Source organism: Pseudalkalibacillus sp. JSM 102089 (assembly GCF_041366475.1).
In the GTDB taxonomy this organism is placed as follows: Bacteria; Bacillota; Bacilli; order Bacillales; family Guptibacillaceae; genus Guptibacillus; species Guptibacillus hwajinpoensis_B.
On the sequence record NZ_JBEWYW010000001.1, the window covers coordinates 504829 to 521615 of the forward strand.

Annotated in this window: 15 protein-coding genes; all 15 read right to left on the reverse strand. The window is 41.8% G+C overall.

Going from position 1 to position 16787, the window contains the following annotated elements:
• Positions 1-356: 356 nt before the first annotated feature.
• A complete protein-coding gene (locus ABVF21_RS02505) occupies positions 357-1319 on the reverse strand; it encodes an ABC transporter permease (RefSeq protein ID WP_194221448.1) in 963 nt (320 codons plus the stop codon).
• On the reverse strand, positions 1319-2377 hold the full coding sequence (locus ABVF21_RS02510; RefSeq protein ID WP_194221447.1) for an ABC transporter permease: 1059 nt from the start codon (positions 2375-2377) through the stop codon (positions 1319-1321). Before ABVF21_RS02510 ends, ABVF21_RS02505 begins: the two co-directional genes overlap by 1 nt.
• On the reverse strand, positions 2374-3903 hold the full coding sequence (locus ABVF21_RS02515) for an ABC transporter ATP-binding protein (protein WP_303531312.1): 1530 nt from the start codon (positions 3901-3903) through the stop codon (positions 2374-2376). The genes ABVF21_RS02510 and ABVF21_RS02515 overlap by 4 nt, the downstream gene beginning before the upstream one ends.
• Positions 3904-4040: 137 nt before the next feature.
• Positions 4041-5138, reverse strand: a complete 1098-nt coding sequence (locus tag ABVF21_RS02520; protein ID WP_194221445.1) for a BMP family lipoprotein — start codon at positions 5136-5138, stop codon at positions 4041-4043.
• Positions 5139-5470: 332 nt separating this feature from the next.
• Positions 5471-7822 carry an FtsK/SpoIIIE family DNA translocase gene (locus tag ABVF21_RS02525; RefSeq protein ID WP_371017434.1) on the reverse strand — a complete coding sequence of 784 codons (2352 nt, stop codon included), beginning with the start codon at positions 7820-7822 and terminating at the stop codon, positions 5471-5473.
• 111 nt (positions 7823-7933) lie between these two features.
• Complete coding sequence (locus tag ABVF21_RS02530; RefSeq protein WP_194221444.1) at positions 7934-8161, reverse strand: YlzJ-like family protein; 228 nt, start codon at positions 8159-8161, stop codon at positions 7934-7936.
• On the reverse strand, positions 8158-8907 hold the full coding sequence (locus ABVF21_RS02535; RefSeq protein ID WP_194221443.1) for a ClpP family protease: 750 nt from the start codon (positions 8905-8907) through the stop codon (positions 8158-8160). The genes ABVF21_RS02530 and ABVF21_RS02535 overlap by 4 nt, the downstream gene beginning before the upstream one ends.
• 156 nt (positions 8908-9063) lie before the next feature.
• Complete coding sequence (gene dapA / locus ABVF21_RS02540; protein WP_303531306.1) at positions 9064-9930, reverse strand: 4-hydroxy-tetrahydrodipicolinate synthase; 867 nt, start codon at positions 9928-9930, stop codon at positions 9064-9066.
• A gap of 23 nt (positions 9931-9953) precedes the next feature.
• On the reverse strand, positions 9954-11207 hold the full coding sequence (gene dapG / locus ABVF21_RS02545; protein ID WP_303531305.1) for an aspartate kinase: 1254 nt from the start codon (positions 11205-11207) through the stop codon (positions 9954-9956).
• Positions 11208-11226: 19 nt separating this feature from the next.
• Complete coding sequence (gene asd / locus ABVF21_RS02550; protein WP_226612853.1) at positions 11227-12273, reverse strand: aspartate-semialdehyde dehydrogenase; 1047 nt, start codon at positions 12271-12273, stop codon at positions 11227-11229.
• Between the two features lie 132 nt (positions 12274-12405).
• On the reverse strand, positions 12406-12999 hold the full coding sequence (locus ABVF21_RS02555) for a dipicolinate synthase subunit B (protein ID WP_303531303.1): 594 nt from the start codon (positions 12997-12999) through the stop codon (positions 12406-12408).
• Positions 12996-13898 carry a dipicolinic acid synthetase subunit A gene (gene dpaA / locus ABVF21_RS02560; protein ID WP_303531302.1) on the reverse strand — a complete coding sequence of 301 codons (903 nt, stop codon included), beginning with the start codon at positions 13896-13898 and terminating at the stop codon, positions 12996-12998. The genes ABVF21_RS02555 and dpaA overlap by 4 nt, the downstream gene beginning before the upstream one ends.
• Before the next feature lie 105 nt (positions 13899-14003).
• Positions 14004-14246 (reverse strand): YlmC/YmxH family sporulation protein, encoded by a 243-nt coding sequence (locus ABVF21_RS02565; RefSeq protein ID WP_194221437.1) that lies wholly within the window; start codon positions 14244-14246, stop codon positions 14004-14006.
• 147 nt (positions 14247-14393) lie between these two features.
• Positions 14394-15635, reverse strand: a complete 1242-nt coding sequence (locus tag ABVF21_RS02570; RefSeq protein ID WP_194221436.1) for a M16 family metallopeptidase — start codon at positions 15633-15635, stop codon at positions 14394-14396.
• An 83-nt stretch (positions 15636-15718) separates the two neighbouring features.
• A complete protein-coding gene (locus ABVF21_RS02575; protein ID WP_371017435.1) occupies positions 15719-16675 on the reverse strand; it encodes a polysaccharide deacetylase family protein in 957 nt (318 codons plus the stop codon).
• Positions 16676-16787 lie beyond the last annotated feature (112 nt).

Here is a 16787-nt window from a genome sequence, read left to right on the forward strand (position 1 = left end):
GACACGAAAAGCGAAGCGGGCCCAATTAAATCCGCAGGATGTTGGAGCCCATGAGATTGAGACGCTCTTTGTCTCATTCGATTGGGTGAAACAGCCGGAGGATTTGGCCTGCGCAGCTAGACACGAAAAGCGAAGACGAGCGGTTAGAAACGGAAATATTGGAGCTCTTGAACTAGAACACGCTTTTTGTGTTCTGGTGTAAGAGCGAAATATCGCAGTTTCTGCGAGTCGTAGCTAGACACGAAAAGCGAAGACGAACGTTTAAAAACAAAGATTAATATTCCAGAACCACCTCCCCAAAAAAACCTACCCATACGAAAAAGCTCTCCGTTTTCACGAAGAGCTTTCCCTGACCGTTATCGCTTTCCTTTCTCATACGGTTCGCCAATCGCTTTTGGCGCATCCGCTCGTCCAACTAGACCTGCAAGGGCAAGAATAGTTAAAACATAAGGAGAGATTAGAAGATAAACTTCTGGAATTTCTTTCAAACCAGGAATCTGCTGCCCAGTAATACTGAGCGACTGAGCAAGACCGAAGAAAAGGGCTGCTCCCATTGCGCCAAGCGGATGCCACTTCCCAAAGATCATAGCAGCAAGTGCCATAAAACCTTGTCCAGAAATGGTTGCGTGGCTAAAGTTACCGGCAATCGATGTCGCATAAACTGCACCACCAAGACCAGCAAACCCACCACTTAGCATAACCGCTACATAGCGCATTTTTGTCACGTTGATTCCCATCGTATCAGCGGCCATCGGGTGCTCCCCAACAGAGCGAAGACGAAGCCCAAACGGCGTTTTATAGAGAACCCACCATACGACGAATGCTAGCACGATCGCAATGTATGACGTATAATACGCACTTGAGAAAAACAATGGTCCAATAAACGGAATGTCACTTAAGAAGGGCACATCCGTTTTATAAATACGTTCCTGAATAATTGGCGTTTGACCAGCGTCAAAGATTTTCTTCACAAGGAAGATTGCAAGACCAGCAGCTAGGAAGTTAAGGGCAACGCCACTTACAACCTGATCAGCTTTAAGCGAAATACTTGCAACAGCATGAAGCAAGGAGAACAGCATTCCAACGATAATCGCTACAACAAGTGAAAACCAAGGTGAAGCTGCCCCCATTCCCCACTGTTCGCCTAGAATTGTAAATAACGCACCCGTGAAAGCCCCCATTAGCATTAAGCCTTCTAGTCCAATGTTAACAACACCTGACCGTTCACTGAATACTCCACCAAGAGCAGTGAAAATCAGGGGAGCTGCTGAAAAAATAGCGGCAGGAATAATGAGCTGAAGAATCTGCATGAAATCCATTAAATTTTCCCCCTTTTGCTCACCCTGTTGCTGATCCAGTGAATCAAGTAACTGGATGCGACAAAGAAAATAATCATCGCAATCACGATTTCTACTAACTGTGTTGGTACTTGTGCCACAGATTGCATGTTGAGAGCTCCAATTTTCAGTCCGCCAAATAACGCAGAAGCAAGAACAACACCTAGTGCACCATTTGCACCAAGAAGCGCAACTGCGATTCCGTCAAATCCAACTCCTGTAAAGTCAGCCATAACGGTCATATAGCCGTATGTGCCAAGCCCTTCCATTGCCCCAGCTGCTCCTGCAAAAGCCCCGGAGATAACCATAGAAAGGACAATGTTGCGTTGAACATTAATTCCTGCATATTCTGAAGCATATTTATTAAAACCAACAGAGCGAAGTTCGTACCCTGTCGTCGTTTTCCAAAGAAGGAACCACATAATAATTGCTCCGATAATCGCCACTACAAAACCATAATGAAGACGTGAAAAATCCGTAATCGATTCTAGAAACGGAGATTGCAACGAAGCCGATGCATTAATTTGATCCGTTCGCTCGCCAGGAGCAAGTAAATACGTACGAATAATCGCGTTCACAACATGAAGGGCTACATAGTTCATCATGATCGTCGTAATAACTTCATGTACATGATATTTAGCTTTCAAGAAACCAGGTACAAATGCCCAGAGAGCTCCGGCAAGACCTGCCGCTAAAATAGCGAGTGGAATGTGAACAATAGGACTTAGTCCTTCAAACTGTAAACCAATATAAACCGATGCAAGCCACCCAACTAATAGTTGGCCTTCTACTCCGATATTAAACAGCCCTGTACGGAAAGCAAACGCAACCGCTAGACCAGACAAAATAAGCGGCGTCATTTGCCGAACGGTTTCACCCATTACATACGTATTGGAGAATATCCCGTTAAACAATGCGGCGTAAGCAACAATCGGGTTGTATCCACTAACAAGCATAATAATACCGCCAACGAGTAATCCTAGTGCTACTGAAAGCAACGGCACTGTAATGCCAGACCACTTCCCTTTTAATAACTTCATGAAGTCTCACCAGCCTTTTTGCTCTTTGCACCAGCCATCAAAAGTCCAAGCTCTTGCTCAGTAGTTTCTTCTGGCTTGACGATCGCCACTATTTTCCCTTCATAAATAACCGCAATACGGTCACTCACATTCATAATTTCTTCAAGTTCGAAGGAAATAAGAAGAACTGCTTTACCATTGTCACGTTCTTCTACTAATTTAGAGTGAATAAATTCAATCGCACCTACATCAAGTCCACGTGTAGGCTGTGCCGCAATCAATAGATTGGGACTTCGATCGATTTCACGTGCGATAATGGCCTTCTGCTGGTTCCCACCAGAAAGCGCACGAGCAGGCGTCATCTCACTTGGGGTTCGCACATCATACTCTTTAATCAATGATTTGGCCTTATCCATAATGGTTGAAAAATTTAAAATGCCATTTCTAGAGAAGGGTCTTTTATAATAGGTCTGAAGAACCATATTTTCGCCAATCGAAAAATCTAACACAAGCCCATGCTTATGCCTATCCTGTGGAATATGAGCAATACCGCTTTCCGTTACACGACGCGGTTTCCAATTTGTTATGTTTTTTCCGCTAAGCTTGATACTTCCAGATTTTGATTTACGTAATCCTGTGATCGACTCAATTAATTCTGATTGTCCATTACCATCTACTCCTGCAATTCCGACAATTTCCCCTGCACGGACAGTTAAGTTCATACCGTTTACAACTGGTACTTTACGTGCATCTTCCACTACAAGGTTACTGATCTCAAGTGTTGCATTAGAAGGCTCTGAAGGCTTTTTCTGAATTGAAAAGTTTACTTCACGTCCGACCATCATAGAAGCTAATTCATCCTGATTCGTATTCGCAACATCAACAGTACCGATCCCGACACCTCGACGAATAACAGTACAACGATCACTTACTTCCATAATTTCTTTCAGTTTGTGTGTAATCAGAATGATTGATTTCCCTTCAGAAATCAGCTTTTTCATAATTGTGATAAGTTCTTTAATCTCCTGAGGAGTTAACACTGCAGTAGGCTCGTCAAAAATTAAGATGTCTGCTCCACGGTATAGCGTTTTTAGAATTTCCACACGCTGCTGCATACCTACGGATATTTCTTCAATCTTCGCATTTGGATCGACTGCAAGGCCATATTGCTTTGAAATAGCTTCTACATCTTTAGCAGCCTGCTTAAGGTTAACCTGACCTTTAGCAGTTGGCTCATTCCCAAGAATAATGTTCTCCGTTACGGTGAATTTTTCAACAAGCATAAAGTGCTGGTGAACCATTCCAATTCCGAGTTCATTCGCTACATTTGGATCTGTAATATTAACTTTCTTACCGCGAACGTGTATTTCGCCTTTTTCAGGCTGATAAAGCCCAAATAAAACATTCATCAAGGTTGATTTCCCTGCACCATTTTCACCAAGAAGGGCATGGATTTCCCCTTTTTTTAGCTGCAACGTTATATTGTCATTTGCCACAATCCCAGGAAATTCTTTACGGATATTTCTCATTTCAATGACGTATTCCATGTAGATGCCACTCCCTTATCCAAAGCATGAAACAAAGGCTAGTCTATGAAAATACTAGCCTTCGTCCCATATTTGGCTATAATGTAGGTGAGATTTCTAGAAATCCATCACGCTCAGAAAACGTAATGGACGATCTCTTATAGAGAGCTTTCGAATTCTTTGTACTCATCGTCAGTACTTGGAACTTCCAATTCGCCGCTCTGAATTTTCTCTTTATACTCTTCTACTTTTTGTAGTGCTTCTTCAGATACATTTTCTTGTGATTCAGCAATACCTACGCCATCTTCTTCAAGACCAAACTCTGTAACTTTTCCTCCTGGGAAGTCGCCATCCATTGTTTGCTTAGAAACTTCAATAACTGCTGTATCCACACGCTTCACCATAGAAGTTAGCGTTACGTTCTCAGGCATTCCTTCTTCATGCTGATCACGGTCAACACCGATAACCCAAACTTTTTCACCGTTTTTCGCACGGTTCTTCGCTTCAGTGAATACGCCATTTCCTGTTCCGCCAGCTGCGTGATAAATGATATCCGCGCCTTTATCATAAAGAGTACCTGCAATAGCCTGTCCTACTTCTGCTGCATTGAAATCATCCGCATATTGTGTGAAGATTTCAGCATCAGGATTAACGGATTTTACTCCTGCTTTAAAGCCGCTCTCAAACTTCTTGATTAATTCAGAATCAACTCCACCGATAAAACCAACTTTATCAGTTTCAGATTGCATTCCAGCGATAACTCCTACTAAGAATGAACCCTGGTGCTCTTTGAAAGTAATACTTGCTACGTTCTCCATCGGCTCGCCATCTTCCGTTACAGCTACACTATCAACAAGAGCAAGCTGAGAATCTGGCTTTTGTGTTGCAATTGTTTGAATATCTTGTTGCATAAGGAATCCGATTCCGAAGATCAAATTATAATCTTCACGAATTAAGCCTGAGAGGTTTGGTTGGTAGTCACTTGCTGCAGTTGACTGAACATATTTAAAACCTTTGTCTTTCTCAAGTCCATTATCTTTTCCAAACTGCTGAAGACCTTCCCAAGCAGATTGGTTAAATGATTTATCATCCACACCGCCTGTATCAGTTACCATCGCAACTTTAAAGTCGCTGCTTTCGCCTTCACTGCTTCCGCCGCCAGAACTTTCATTGTTCGTATCTCCCGTTCCACAAGCTGACAAAAGCGTACCTGCAGCTAATACAGCTGACAACATAAATCCGTACTTCTTCTTCATCTTAATCCCCCTAATGTTTTTTAAACGCCGCCCGCTCTCTCTTCTCTCTATCGAGCTATGCTTTGTTTGGTCGCGTTTTCATTGCCCATTAAAAAATAATATGGATGAGAAACGGCTCTGAAACACGCATGAAATATTTTTGAAAAAATAGTCATATTTCGACAATAACTATACCATTTTCAAGGAGATAAAGGAATAGTTTTTTGAAAAAAAGCCCGATTACCAATATTTAAAATGATAGAATTTCTAACACAACCGACCATTTCTTTTCATTTTCCTCATCCCTATTTAACGTCGTCGGATAAAAATACGTAAAAAAAGAAGCACAACCCTTAACTGGATTGTGCTTCTTCCCCTTTACTAACGAGAACTTCACGAGGTTTACTGCCCTCATAAGGTCCTACGACACCTCGAGCTTCCATAGCATCTATTAATCTTGCTGCTCGGGTGTAACCTATTCGAAATCGTCGTTGTAGCATCGATACCGAAGCTGTTTGCATCTCGGTTATCAATTGAACAGCGTCATCATATAAATCATCATCTACTTCAGGCTGAGCTTCCTCAGGCTTATCTGTTGGTATCATTTCTTCCTGATACTGGGCTTTTTGCTGGGCAATGACAAAGTCAACGAGTTCTTCTACTTCCTCATCCGATAAGAAGGCACCTTGAACTCGCTTTGGTTTATTCGCCCCTACAGGAAGGAATAGCATATCCCCTTTACCTAACAATTTCTCTGCTCCACCCATATCAAGAATTGTTCTTGAGTCTGTCATGGACGAAACGCTAAAGGCAATACGTGATGGAATATTGGCTTTAATCACCCCAGTGATAACGTCAACTGACGGGCGCTGTGTCGCAATGATCAAATGTATTCCCGCTGCTCGGGCCATCTGTGCGAGCCTTGTAATCGCATCCTCTACATCGCTTGACGCTACCATCATTAAATCAGCTAGCTCATCCACAATAACAACAATATACGGTAGTGAAGGCTGCTTCGCCTCTGACGTTTCATTATGACGCTTTATATGATTGTTATACCCTTCGATATTCCGCGTACCAGTATGAGAGAATAGCTCATAACGACGCTCCATTTCACTCACAACCTTTTTCAAAGCCTGTGAAGCTTTCTTCGGATCCGTTACGACTGGTGCTAGAAGATGTGGTATGCCATTGTATACGTTAAGTTCAACCATCTTAGGATCAATCATCATCATTTTAACTTCATGAGGCTTGGCCTTCATCATAATGCTTGCAATAATACCGTTGATACACACACTTTTTCCGCTTCCTGTTGCTCCTGCAACAAGTAGATGGGGCATCTTAGATAAATCGGAAACAACTGCTTCACCAGAAATATCTCTTCCGAAACCAATAGATACTTTCGATTCATGCGATTGGTATTCTTTTGATTCCAATACTTCCCTCAATGTAACCATCGCGACTTCAGAATTCGGTACTTCGATCCCTATCGCAGATTTACCTGGGATCGGCGCTTCAATACGTAGGTCCCGTGCAGCAAGAGCTAGTGCCAGGTCATCTGTTAAGTTTACAATTTTACTTACTTTCACACCTGTATCAGGATATACCTCATATTTCGTTACCGCTGGACCAAGATGAACCTTCATTACTTTGGCTTTTACACCAAAGCTCTCAAACGTCTTTTCTAATTTACGAGCGTTTGCGGAAATTTGCTGACGTTCATTATCCTGCGACACCTTCTTAGGAGGCTGCAGTAAAGATAAAGATGGAAGACGATAATCTTTGTTTTCTAGCTCGCCAACTGTTAGCGACTGAATTGGGGTTCCATCTGCTGCTTCCTTAACAGGTTCACCACCTTTACTTTCTTCTGTCTCCTTCTCCACAGGCGTTTCTGACTGTGTTGGATAAGCACTTTCAGTAAAGGTTCGAATCTCTGGCTCAAATGGCGCCTCTTCTTCTGATTCATCCTTACTTGTTTGGGAGACGTCATACGTTTCCTCAGGCTCCATTGATGCTTCTTGTTCTCTTAATGCAGCCCGCTGTTCTCTCTTTTCTCTTCTTGAATTTTTACTTTCTGATAGAAGTGATTTCGCTTCATCATATGTGTTTAATACAAAACCTTTAACCCAGGCAAGGGCTTTACCTAGTACATCACTAAACGATTTACCCGTAATCAATACAAAAGATAGTAAAATCAATAGAAAGGCCATTAGCTGCGTTCCTGTTGCATCAAAAAGTCTGTAGCAAAAGGCGAAGAGAAGCGCACCGATCATGCCCCCGCCAAGCGGGCTAGTTTCTGATGGATCGCTAACGTCCATTCGGAAGAGTTCATATGTATTAGCAATAACCGATGGACTATCCCATTGGCCCTGACGAGAAAGTGTTTCAAATAAGCCGACGTGACTCAATAACAGAAATGAAATGCCAAGTAAATAAAATCCTGCTAATCTTCTTGTCCAAAAGGCTGGGAGCTTCCTCTTTACAATTAAATAACCTGCGAATATCACAAGGCCTGCGATAATTAATCCATACCATTCACCTGCAAAAAAGCGAAACATATGGTAAATCGCTCGTCCAACTACTCCCATTTTCAAAACACCTAAAACGGTAAAAGCCAGAACTGTTAAACCGATAAATTCAACTTTGACTTGGGATTGCCAGGCGGCCTGTTTCTTTGTTGTCTTTTTTCTTTTTCGTTTTGCCATTATCTCACCTCTATACAAGCCATAGCTGGTGAAAAAAGCAGCCATTTCTGGCTGCTTTTTGTTCACCAATCTATTCCTAGTATACCACATCTTCCCGTGGTCCTATAGGCTCTATTTCAGTGGAGAAGTGGATAGCGTTAACATTTGACCAGGCTGTGTTGCATCATTGAGATAGTCCATAGGATCTGTGCTAAGTACCTGCACAACTCTACACTCTGTCAGAGACGTTCGCTCGACTAGAAGCTGGACTCCGTTCCATTCTATGATTTTCTGCTGCTCATAAACACTCTGATCAGGAGGGAATACTGCTTCATTTGGTAGGATGGTATAAAGAATCATTGGACAAGATCTCCTTCCTGCTCTCCCTTATATTCTTCCATTAATTCATTTAGCTTCTTCATTGCTGGACCAACAGCCCCAACTTCATCGATCAAACCATAGCTCACAGCATCTTCACCCACTACGTTTGTTCCGATATCTCTCGTTAAATTTCCCCTTGAAAACATAAGCTCTTTGAATTTATCTTCTGTAATATTCGAGTGCCTTGTCACAAAGCTAACAACTCGCTCCTGCATTTTATCGAGATATTCAAACGTTTGCGGCACGCCGATAACAAGACCTGTTAGTCGAACAGGATGAATCGTCATTGTTGCCGTTTCTGCGACAAACGAATAATTTGCAGCAACCGCTATTGGCACTCCAATTGAATGTCCACCACCAAGGACAATCGAAACAGAAGGTTTCGAAAGGGAAGCAATCATTTCAGAAATAGCAAGTCCTGCTTCTACGTCTCCCCCTACTGTATTAAGAAGGATCAGCACACCTTCAATCTTAGGGTTTTGTTCGATTGCCACAATTTGTGGGATAAGATGCTCGTACTTTGTTGTTTTATTTTGTGGTGGTAGCTGCACATGTCCTTCAATTTGTCCGATAATTGTTAAACAATGAATATTAGATTGATCCATCGTTGGCACATTCGTTTGGCCAAGCTGCTGAATTTTATCAACTAGCGAAGATTTTGATTGGTCGTCTTTTTTAGGTTCAGGATCCTGACCTGGGTTTTCATTGCGATATTCACTGTTCATACTGGTACCCCTTCCTTACTCTGGTACTAGTAGTATGAACGAGAGGCGATTTTACCATTCATGAGATAATATGAAAAAAACGAACTTAAAAGTGCTTACACTTTTAGAAAATATCCATGCAAATAAAAAACGGATGCATAAGCATCCGTTCTAACGTTATTTATTAAGCGCAGCGGCTAGTGATGAGCGCTCCTCTGCTGTTAGAGGAATCATCGGTAGACGTACACTTCCCACATCCATACCCTTTAGCTGAAGAGCTGTTTTAACTGGAGATGGGCTTGGTGCTTTAAAGAGTTCATTCATAATTGGCAGGATTTTTTGATGAATCGCTGCCGCTTCTTTTACTTCCCCAGATTGATAAGCAGAGATCATCTGTTGCATTTCATTTCCAAGAACGTGTGACGCAACAGAAATGACGCCATCCCCGCCGATAGAAAGAATCGGTAAAGTTAAGCCGTCATCTCCACTATAAACAGAGAAAGACTCTTCTGTGCGCGTAATAATATCTGTAATTTGGTCAAGATCTCCACTTGCTTCTTTAACAGAAACAATGTTGTTGATCTTAGAAAGCTCAACAATTGTGTCAGCTGTCATATTCACGACAGAACGACCAGGAATGTTATATATCATTACTGGAAGCTTTGTTGACTCTGCGATCGCTTTGAAATGCTCATAAAGACCTTTTTGACCAGGCTTGCTGTAATAAGGGGCTACGATCATAATCGCATCCACGCCGGCAGCTTCTGCCTTTTTTGTTAACTCGATCGATGCGTGTGTGTTATTACTGCCTGTTCCTGCAATAATTGGCACGCGCCCATCAGCGATTTTAACAGAATGCTTAAAGAGCGCCACTTTTTCTTCTGAAGAAAGCGTTGGCGATTCGCCAGTTGTTCCCGCTACAACAAGACCTTCTGTTCCATTATTAATTAAATAGTTGATCAATTGCTCTGTCTTCGCAAAATCCACGTACCCTTTGCGATCGAAAGGGGTGACCATTGCGGTTAGTACTTTGCCAAAATTCATTTCTTTCACTCCTTGCCTATCACTTAAAGCTGATCCATCATCTGTTCCACTTCTTGCCCCGGCTCGAGATGAAGATGGAATGTTTCGTGCAGCGCATTAACAGCGGCTGAAAGATCAGTCTGTCTCACAAGAACCCAAATCGTTGTATGAGAATCAGCTGATTGTAAAATATCAATGTTTTCTCGCGCAAGTGATTCCACAATCTTTGCTGTTACGCCAGGAACACCACTCATACCAGCTCCAACCGCAGATACTTTCGCACAATTCTCGATGACTTCAGGCTCGTAGCCCATTTCATTTAGCGTTGCAACGGCTCTGTCGGTCATTTCCTCCATAACCGTATAAACAACACCTGTTAAGCTAATGTTGATGAAATCAACGCTAATCCCCTCACGCGCCATAGCTTTAAAAACGCGTGACTGAAGATCATATTGTCCTTCTTTCGCATACACTTTAATTTGGGTTACGCCGTTTACATGAGCTATACCCGTAATTAAACGATCTATCACCTGTTCACCAGTCGTTTTTCCTGTAGCAGACGTGACGAGCGTACCAGTCGAAGAAGAATAAGTTGACCGAATTCGGAGCGGTATCTTCGCCTGCATGGCAATTTCAACGGCACGAGGGTGAATAACCTTCGCCCCTTGATAAGCCATATTACAAACTTCGTTATATGTCACGATGGAGAGAGGACGTGCGTTCTCAACAATTCTTGGATCAGCTGTCATAATACCTTCTACATCAGTAAAGATATCTACCCATTCAGCTGAAAGGGCAGCACCAAGTGCAGCTGCTGACGTATCGCTTCCACCTCGACCAAGAGTCGTTACATCGCCGTCTTTTGTGACGCCCTGGAAGCCTGTCACAACGACAACATCCATCATTTTCAGCTCTTCTAGTAGTCGCTCCGACTTCATTTCAAGAATTCTTGCTTTGCTATGCTCAGCCGTTGTCATGAAACCTGCCTGACCTCCGGTGTAAGCTGTGGCTCTCAACCCTTCGCTTAAGAGGAGATTTGAGAATATGACAGAAGAAATACTCTCACCACAAGATACAAGAAGATCATATTCTCTTGAAGTGACCTTCCGTTCTCGATCGCCAATGAGGCCAAGGAGAGTGTCAGTCGCGTATGGATCACCTTTACGACCCATTGCTGAAACGACGACGACAACTTTATATCCATCGCTCACTGCATCTTTAATATGGTTTACAGCTCTCAGTCTGCCGTCTTCACTTTTCAATGAAGTACCGCCAAACTTCTGCACGATGACTTTCATTTAGAACACCTTCTTATGTCTATTTCAATATATTTAGGGCTGCAAGGCTTTCAGCAATTTGAACAGAATTCCACGCTGCCCCCTTCAGTAGATTATCAGAGACAATCCACATATGGAAGCCATTTTTTTGATTTAGATCTTTTCGAATACGACCGACAAAAACGTCCGATTTCCCAACAGCATCAACAGGCATCGGATAAACCTGGTTTGCAGGGTCATCTTTAAGCGTTACACCAGGTGCGTTACTCAATAGTTCTTTCATATCTTCTACTGTTACATCATCATGACCAATTTCAACATAGACTGATTCAGCATGACCTGTTTCAATTGGTAGTCGCACACAAGTAGCTGCAACATGAAGCTCTGCATCATGCATGATTTTCTTCGTTTCATTTATCATTTTCATTTCTTCATAAGTAAATCCGTTGTCTTCAAATACATCGATTTGTGGGATGGCATTGAAAGCGATCGGATAGTGCTGTTTATCACCTTTAACAGGCAAAATTTGTGGCTCGTAGTCCTCACCATTTAGCACCGCTTTAGACTGCTCTTTCATTTCAGTAACCGCATTTGCGCCTGCACCTGAAACAGCTTGATAAGTAGAAACAATAATTTTAGTAAGGCCATATGTTTGTTTCAGCGGCTCAAGAGCTGCGACCATTTGAATGGTTGAGCAGTTTGGGTTTGCAATAATCCCTTTATGATCATTCAAATCCCCTTCATTCACTTCTGGTACAACAAGAGGTACTTCTGGATCCATACGGAATGCACTTGTGTTATCTACAACAATCGCTCCGTGTTTAACTGCTTCTGGAGCAAGGGCTTTTGATACACTGCCACCAGCGCTAAATAACGCAAGCTGAACTCCTTCAAATGCTTCAGGAGTGGCTTCTTTTACCGTTACTTCCTGACCCTTAAACATTACTTTTTTACCAGCAGAACGTGATGATGAAAGGAGCGTTAAGGTCGATATCGGAAAATCTCGTTCCTCTAGTGTTTTGATCATTTGTTGTCCGACTGCGCCTGTTGCTCCAACTACTGCTACATGATATTTTTTCCCGCTCATGACTTATTCTCCTCCCATATTCCATTCAAAATCCATCACAACAGAAGGAGAAACCGAGGTTTCTCCCCATTCCTGGTGATTTTATTCTCTATTCTATCATAAACCTATCTTAAAGAAAGATAAATCAATTGGCTAATCCAAATACCTTTCGATCAAAACCGGCTGAAGCTGTCTGCCAAGAAGTGCTTTTTCAACTGTTTCCCTTAAAGATGGCATCCGTGCAACGAGTGAATTTGGTTTTTTAACTGGATCATCCTGACCAAATGGAATGAAATAAATATTCTTCGTCGACATTAATCTTAAGATATTTGTACCATTTAATCCTAGCCCATCGTTAGTAGAAATGCCTAACACAACTGGTTTTTCATTACGTAAAGTTGCTTTTGCCCCCATCAATACAGGAGACTCAGTCATCGCATTCGCAAATTTACTAATAGAATTCCCTGTTATTGGAGCGATAACCATACAATCAAGTGGCGTTTTGGGACCAAATGGCTCAGCCTTTACAATCGAATTAACTGCTTCATTACCTGTTATATCCTCAATACGAGCGATCCAATTTTCTCCATCGCCAAACCGAGTATTCGTATTCATGACTGTATGGGAAACAAATGGCGTCACCTTTGCACCTAGTTGAACAAGTTCTTCTATTTGTGGAACGACCGCATCATACGTACAGTGAGAACCAGTTAACCCAAAACCAATGTGCATACCTTTCAAACTCATGGAGTGTTCTCCTTTCCATTCTGAGACCTCTCAATTAACAGCTGTGTTAGAACATTAGCGATGATTTTTCCGGCCGTTTTTGGAGCCACAATACCAGGCAGGCCTGGCGCAAGAAGAGCTTTAATTCCTCTTTTTTCTGCGTATCGAAAATCAGTACCTCCTGGCTTAGAAGCAAGGTCAATCACGAGCGTGTGAGACGGCATTTTGGCAATAACTTGTGATGTGACGATTTGTGCTGGGATTGTATTAATACATACATCCAAATGGGATACCTGGTTCACGAGATCAGATAAATGAAACGGTTTTAATCCCATCTCCGAAATTCTCGCGATATGCTCTGGTTTTCTAGCCCCAACACTAACATTTGCCCCTAATGCATTAAATGTTCTGGCAACTGACATCCCCACTCGACCGAGACCTAGAACCGCAATATTTGATTGATGAATGGTAATATCCGTATGCTGAATAACCATCATAACAGTACCTTCAACAGTCGGAATAGAATTATAAATGGCCACATCATCTCGTTCGAATAAGCGAACTAACGTTCTAGATGCTTCAGCCACCATCTCATTTAGACAGCTGTTACTGATTCCGCTATATACCGTACAATGGGCTGGCGTTTGTTTAAGTTGATCTGCTGTTAACACTACTTTTTCATTTGAGAAGATCGTTTCAACTTCTCCTTCAATCGTTGTTCCACTGACTGGAAGGACAATTGCATCAAGGGTCGTTAGCTTCACTTCATCCAATGTGCATTTCGTTGCACCTGTAAAGCCATGATCAAGCTGATCGAATCCGATTAAATATAAATCGGCATTCAATTCGGTTAACTTTCGAATAATTTCAAGCTGGCGGGCATCACCGCCAATAACAGCGATATGTTGATTCGTTAGCATCGTTCCTCCCCTTTCCTTTTCCACGTCTTACTACGGGGATTATTGTAATTTCTCAACATTCTATGTGGTGTATGCCCGCTTGGTGAATCAAGAAGTGTACCAGTTTTATCCCTTTTGATGATTTTGCAAAATGATCATATCTCTTCCAATCGTTTCTATATGCTCCCATGGAATCGTAATTTCTTGTTCTTTGCGTTTTAACCCCATCCAGGATGATTTCGGAATGATCAATTCTTTTAATAACCCTGTTTTTTCATCAAACAATAGATCAGTTTGCCCAAGTACACCAAGCTTCCGCCCTTTTTCTATATCAATAAGCTCCTTACCGCTAAGCTGACTTAATCTCATCGTATGCCCCCTTTAAACAAATTGATGAAAGTCCTATCGGAAATCACTATCTAATAATACGTTCACGTTATATACCATAGTCTATGAGTAGTTTATTAAAGGAAGACATGAAAAAAACCCGCCTTATGATTCGACGGGTTAGCGTCCTTAGGATTTCATACCACCTGGTAATTGACCGTTTGGACTAATAAGCGAACATGAAAATTCATCAGTAAACATCGAATGGATCATACCGTTTACATTCTCATGATTAACGCTCTCAATATTCGTAATAATATCATCGAGTGAACGATGTTGGTTTAATAGTAACTCATTCTTACCGTTTCGGCTCATACGGCTGTTTGTACTTTCAAGACTGAGCATCAAGTTACCTTTTAGCTGCTCTTTGCAATTCTTCAACTCTTTCGTTGTAATGCCATCACGCTTAAATTCCGTTAAAGTCTTCTGGATAGTCTCATATAAGCGATCCAGCTGGTTCTGAGCGGTACCTGCATAGATCGTTAATAACCCACTATCCTGATAAGCAGAATGATAAGAAAAGACTGAGTAAGCAAGTCCTTGATCTTCACGAACATCCTGGAAAAGACGACTACTCATGCTTCCACCAAGCACATTGTTCATCACAATGAGACTATAAATATCATCTGTACCAAACGGAAGTCCAGCGTACCCAAGACATAAATGGGCTTGCTCCGTTTCCTTCTGGCGAGCGATTTGTCCTGAATGGAATTTTGGAGCGAGTACTTCAGGTTTTCCAGCAGGAGTTTCCCAGTGTTCAAATGCACTCTCTACTTTGTGCATGAACGATTCATCAATATTTCCTGCAATCGACACCACAATATTATCCGGTGTGTAATGAGTTTGCATGTAATCACGAAGCGTGTCACCTGAGAATCCTTTTAACGTCTCTTCTGTTCCAAGGATCGGCATCGCAAGCTCATGATCACCATAACTTGCCTGACTCAGCATGTCATGTACAATATCATCTGGGGTATCTTCATACATTTTGATTTCTTCGTGTACAACATTCTTTTCTTTCGCAAGCTCTCCAGCTTCAAATGTTGAATGGAAAAACATATCAGTTAATACATCAAGAGCATAATCTGCGTGCTCATCAAGAACTTTTGCATAATAACACGTGTACTCTTTTGATGTAAACGCATTAACTTGACCGCCAATGCTATCAAAGGATTCCGCAATATCTTTTGCACTGCGCTTATCCGTTCCTTTAAAAAACATATGTTCAAGGAAATGTGAAACACCATTTAATTCTTTCGGTTCAAAACGAGAACCAGTTCCAATCCAAATTCCGATAGCAACTGAACGGACTGTTGGAATATTTTCTAGTACTACTCTGACACCATTTTTACAAGTTACTTTATTTATCAAACCTGTTCCTCCTGTATCGAGCCATTATGTTTCGTCATACTCCAAAAACACTATATCATTAATGAAGAAAGGACACAATTTTATCATCTTTTCTCAAGTCGTTTAGAATCTAACACTTGTGAAACTGTCCCAAGCTGGTAACCTCTCTTTTCTACGCCGCGAATTAACGCTTCAAGACTTTGTTCTGTCGGTTCTGTTGGATGCATGAGTATCAGAGCACCCGCGTGTACATTTTGGAGCACCCTCTCTGTCAGTACTTGTGGTGCAGGTTTTTTCCAGTCCACAGTATCAACAGACCAGAGCACTGTTTGCATCCCAAGCTGATCAGCAATTTGAACGGCGTTATTCGCGTAGCTTCCGCTTGGTGGTGCGAAAACGACAGGTTGTTTATCTATTGTTGCTTCAATAACTTGATTTGTATCTTCAAGCTCTTTACGGATAGCAGCGTCGCTTAGCTGTTTCAAATCAGGATGAGAATAGGCGTGATTTCCGATTTCATGTCCTTCTTCATCAAGCATACGAACGATATCAGGGTTTTTCTTTGCCCATGAGCCATCAAGAAAAAAAGTACCATGAACGCTATGTTTCTTAAGCTGTTGCAACATATCAGGTAAATATTCCTCTCCCCAAGCGACGTTTATCATAAAGGCGACCATCGGCTTCTTAGGATTACCCTTATAGACTGCAGTAGGCTCAAGATCATCCAACTGAACATCAGGCTTCACTTCTTTTTTTACGAGTAGATTCTCATCAAACGCCTTCCCCTTCATTTTTTCATAGGAAGCTTCTGCATCAATTATCAGACCATTATAGCCTGGGATTCCTTTCCAAACACGATCGATTACAGCATTAATTGGAGGTATATCCATGCTTTCCTTCGCATCAGCAATCTCGTCATATAGTGGACTTCCATTCACGTTCAAGGTAGCTTGTTCTTTCAAATCACTTAAATACATTGATGTGTAGGGGTTCTGAAGTGAACCTGCTGCTACGCCTAAGATCATAATAAACACAATAAATTGGATCCAGGATTTCTTCATTCATCTGCCCCCTTTTGTAAAAAAGGTATGTTTAATGGGCAAGCTCTAGAACTTACGTAAAACAAATCGTTGCCAAAAAACAAAGGTTTTCATTAGGTGAAATCAACGCCGG

Bases quoted from the DNA above. Each gene is read 5' to 3' on its own strand.
- ABVF21_RS02520 (WP_194221445.1), bottom strand. From the start codon at position 5,138: ATGAAGAAGAAGTACGGATTTATGTTGTCAGCTGTATTAGCTGCAGGT.
- ABVF21_RS02535 (WP_194221443.1), bottom strand. From the start codon at position 8,907: ATGAACAGTGAATATCGCAATGAAAACCCAGGTCAGGATCCTGAACCT.
- ABVF21_RS02530 (WP_194221444.1), bottom strand. From the start codon at position 8,161: ATGATTCTTTATACCATCCTACCAAATGAAGCAGTATTCCCTCCTGAT.
- asd (WP_226612853.1), bottom strand. From the start codon at position 12,273: ATGAGCGGGAAAAAATATCATGTAGCAGTAGTTGGAGCAACAGGCGCA.
- dapG (WP_303531305.1), bottom strand. From the start codon at position 11,207: ATGAAAGTCATCGTGCAGAAGTTTGGCGGTACTTCATTGAAAAGTGAA.
- ABVF21_RS02525 (WP_371017434.1), bottom strand. From the start codon at position 7,822: ATGGCAAAACGAAAAAGAAAAAAGACAACAAAGAAACAGGCCGCCTGG.
- ABVF21_RS02505 (WP_194221448.1), bottom strand. From the start codon at position 1,319: ATGGATTTCATGCAGATTCTTCAGCTCATTATTCCTGCCGCTATTTTT.
- ABVF21_RS02515 (WP_303531312.1), bottom strand. From the start codon at position 3,903: ATGGAATACGTCATTGAAATGAGAAATATCCGTAAAGAATTTCCTGGG.
- dapA (WP_303531306.1), bottom strand. From the start codon at position 9,930: ATGAATTTTGGCAAAGTACTAACCGCAATGGTCACCCCTTTCGATCGC.
- ABVF21_RS02565 (WP_194221437.1), bottom strand. From the start codon at position 14,246: ATGAGATTAAGTCAGCTTAGCGGTAAGGAGCTTATTGATATAGAAAAA.
- dpaA (WP_303531302.1), bottom strand. From the start codon at position 13,898: ATGCTAACGAATCAACATATCGCTGTTATTGGCGGTGATGCCCGCCAG.
- ABVF21_RS02575 (WP_371017435.1), bottom strand. From the start codon at position 16,675: ATGAAGAAATCCTGGATCCAATTTATTGTGTTTATTATGATCTTAGGC.
- ABVF21_RS02555 (WP_303531303.1), bottom strand. From the start codon at position 12,999: ATGAGTTTGAAAGGTATGCACATTGGTTTTGGGTTAACTGGTTCTCAC.
- ABVF21_RS02510 (WP_194221447.1), bottom strand. From the start codon at position 2,377: ATGAAGTTATTAAAAGGGAAGTGGTCTGGCATTACAGTGCCGTTGCTT.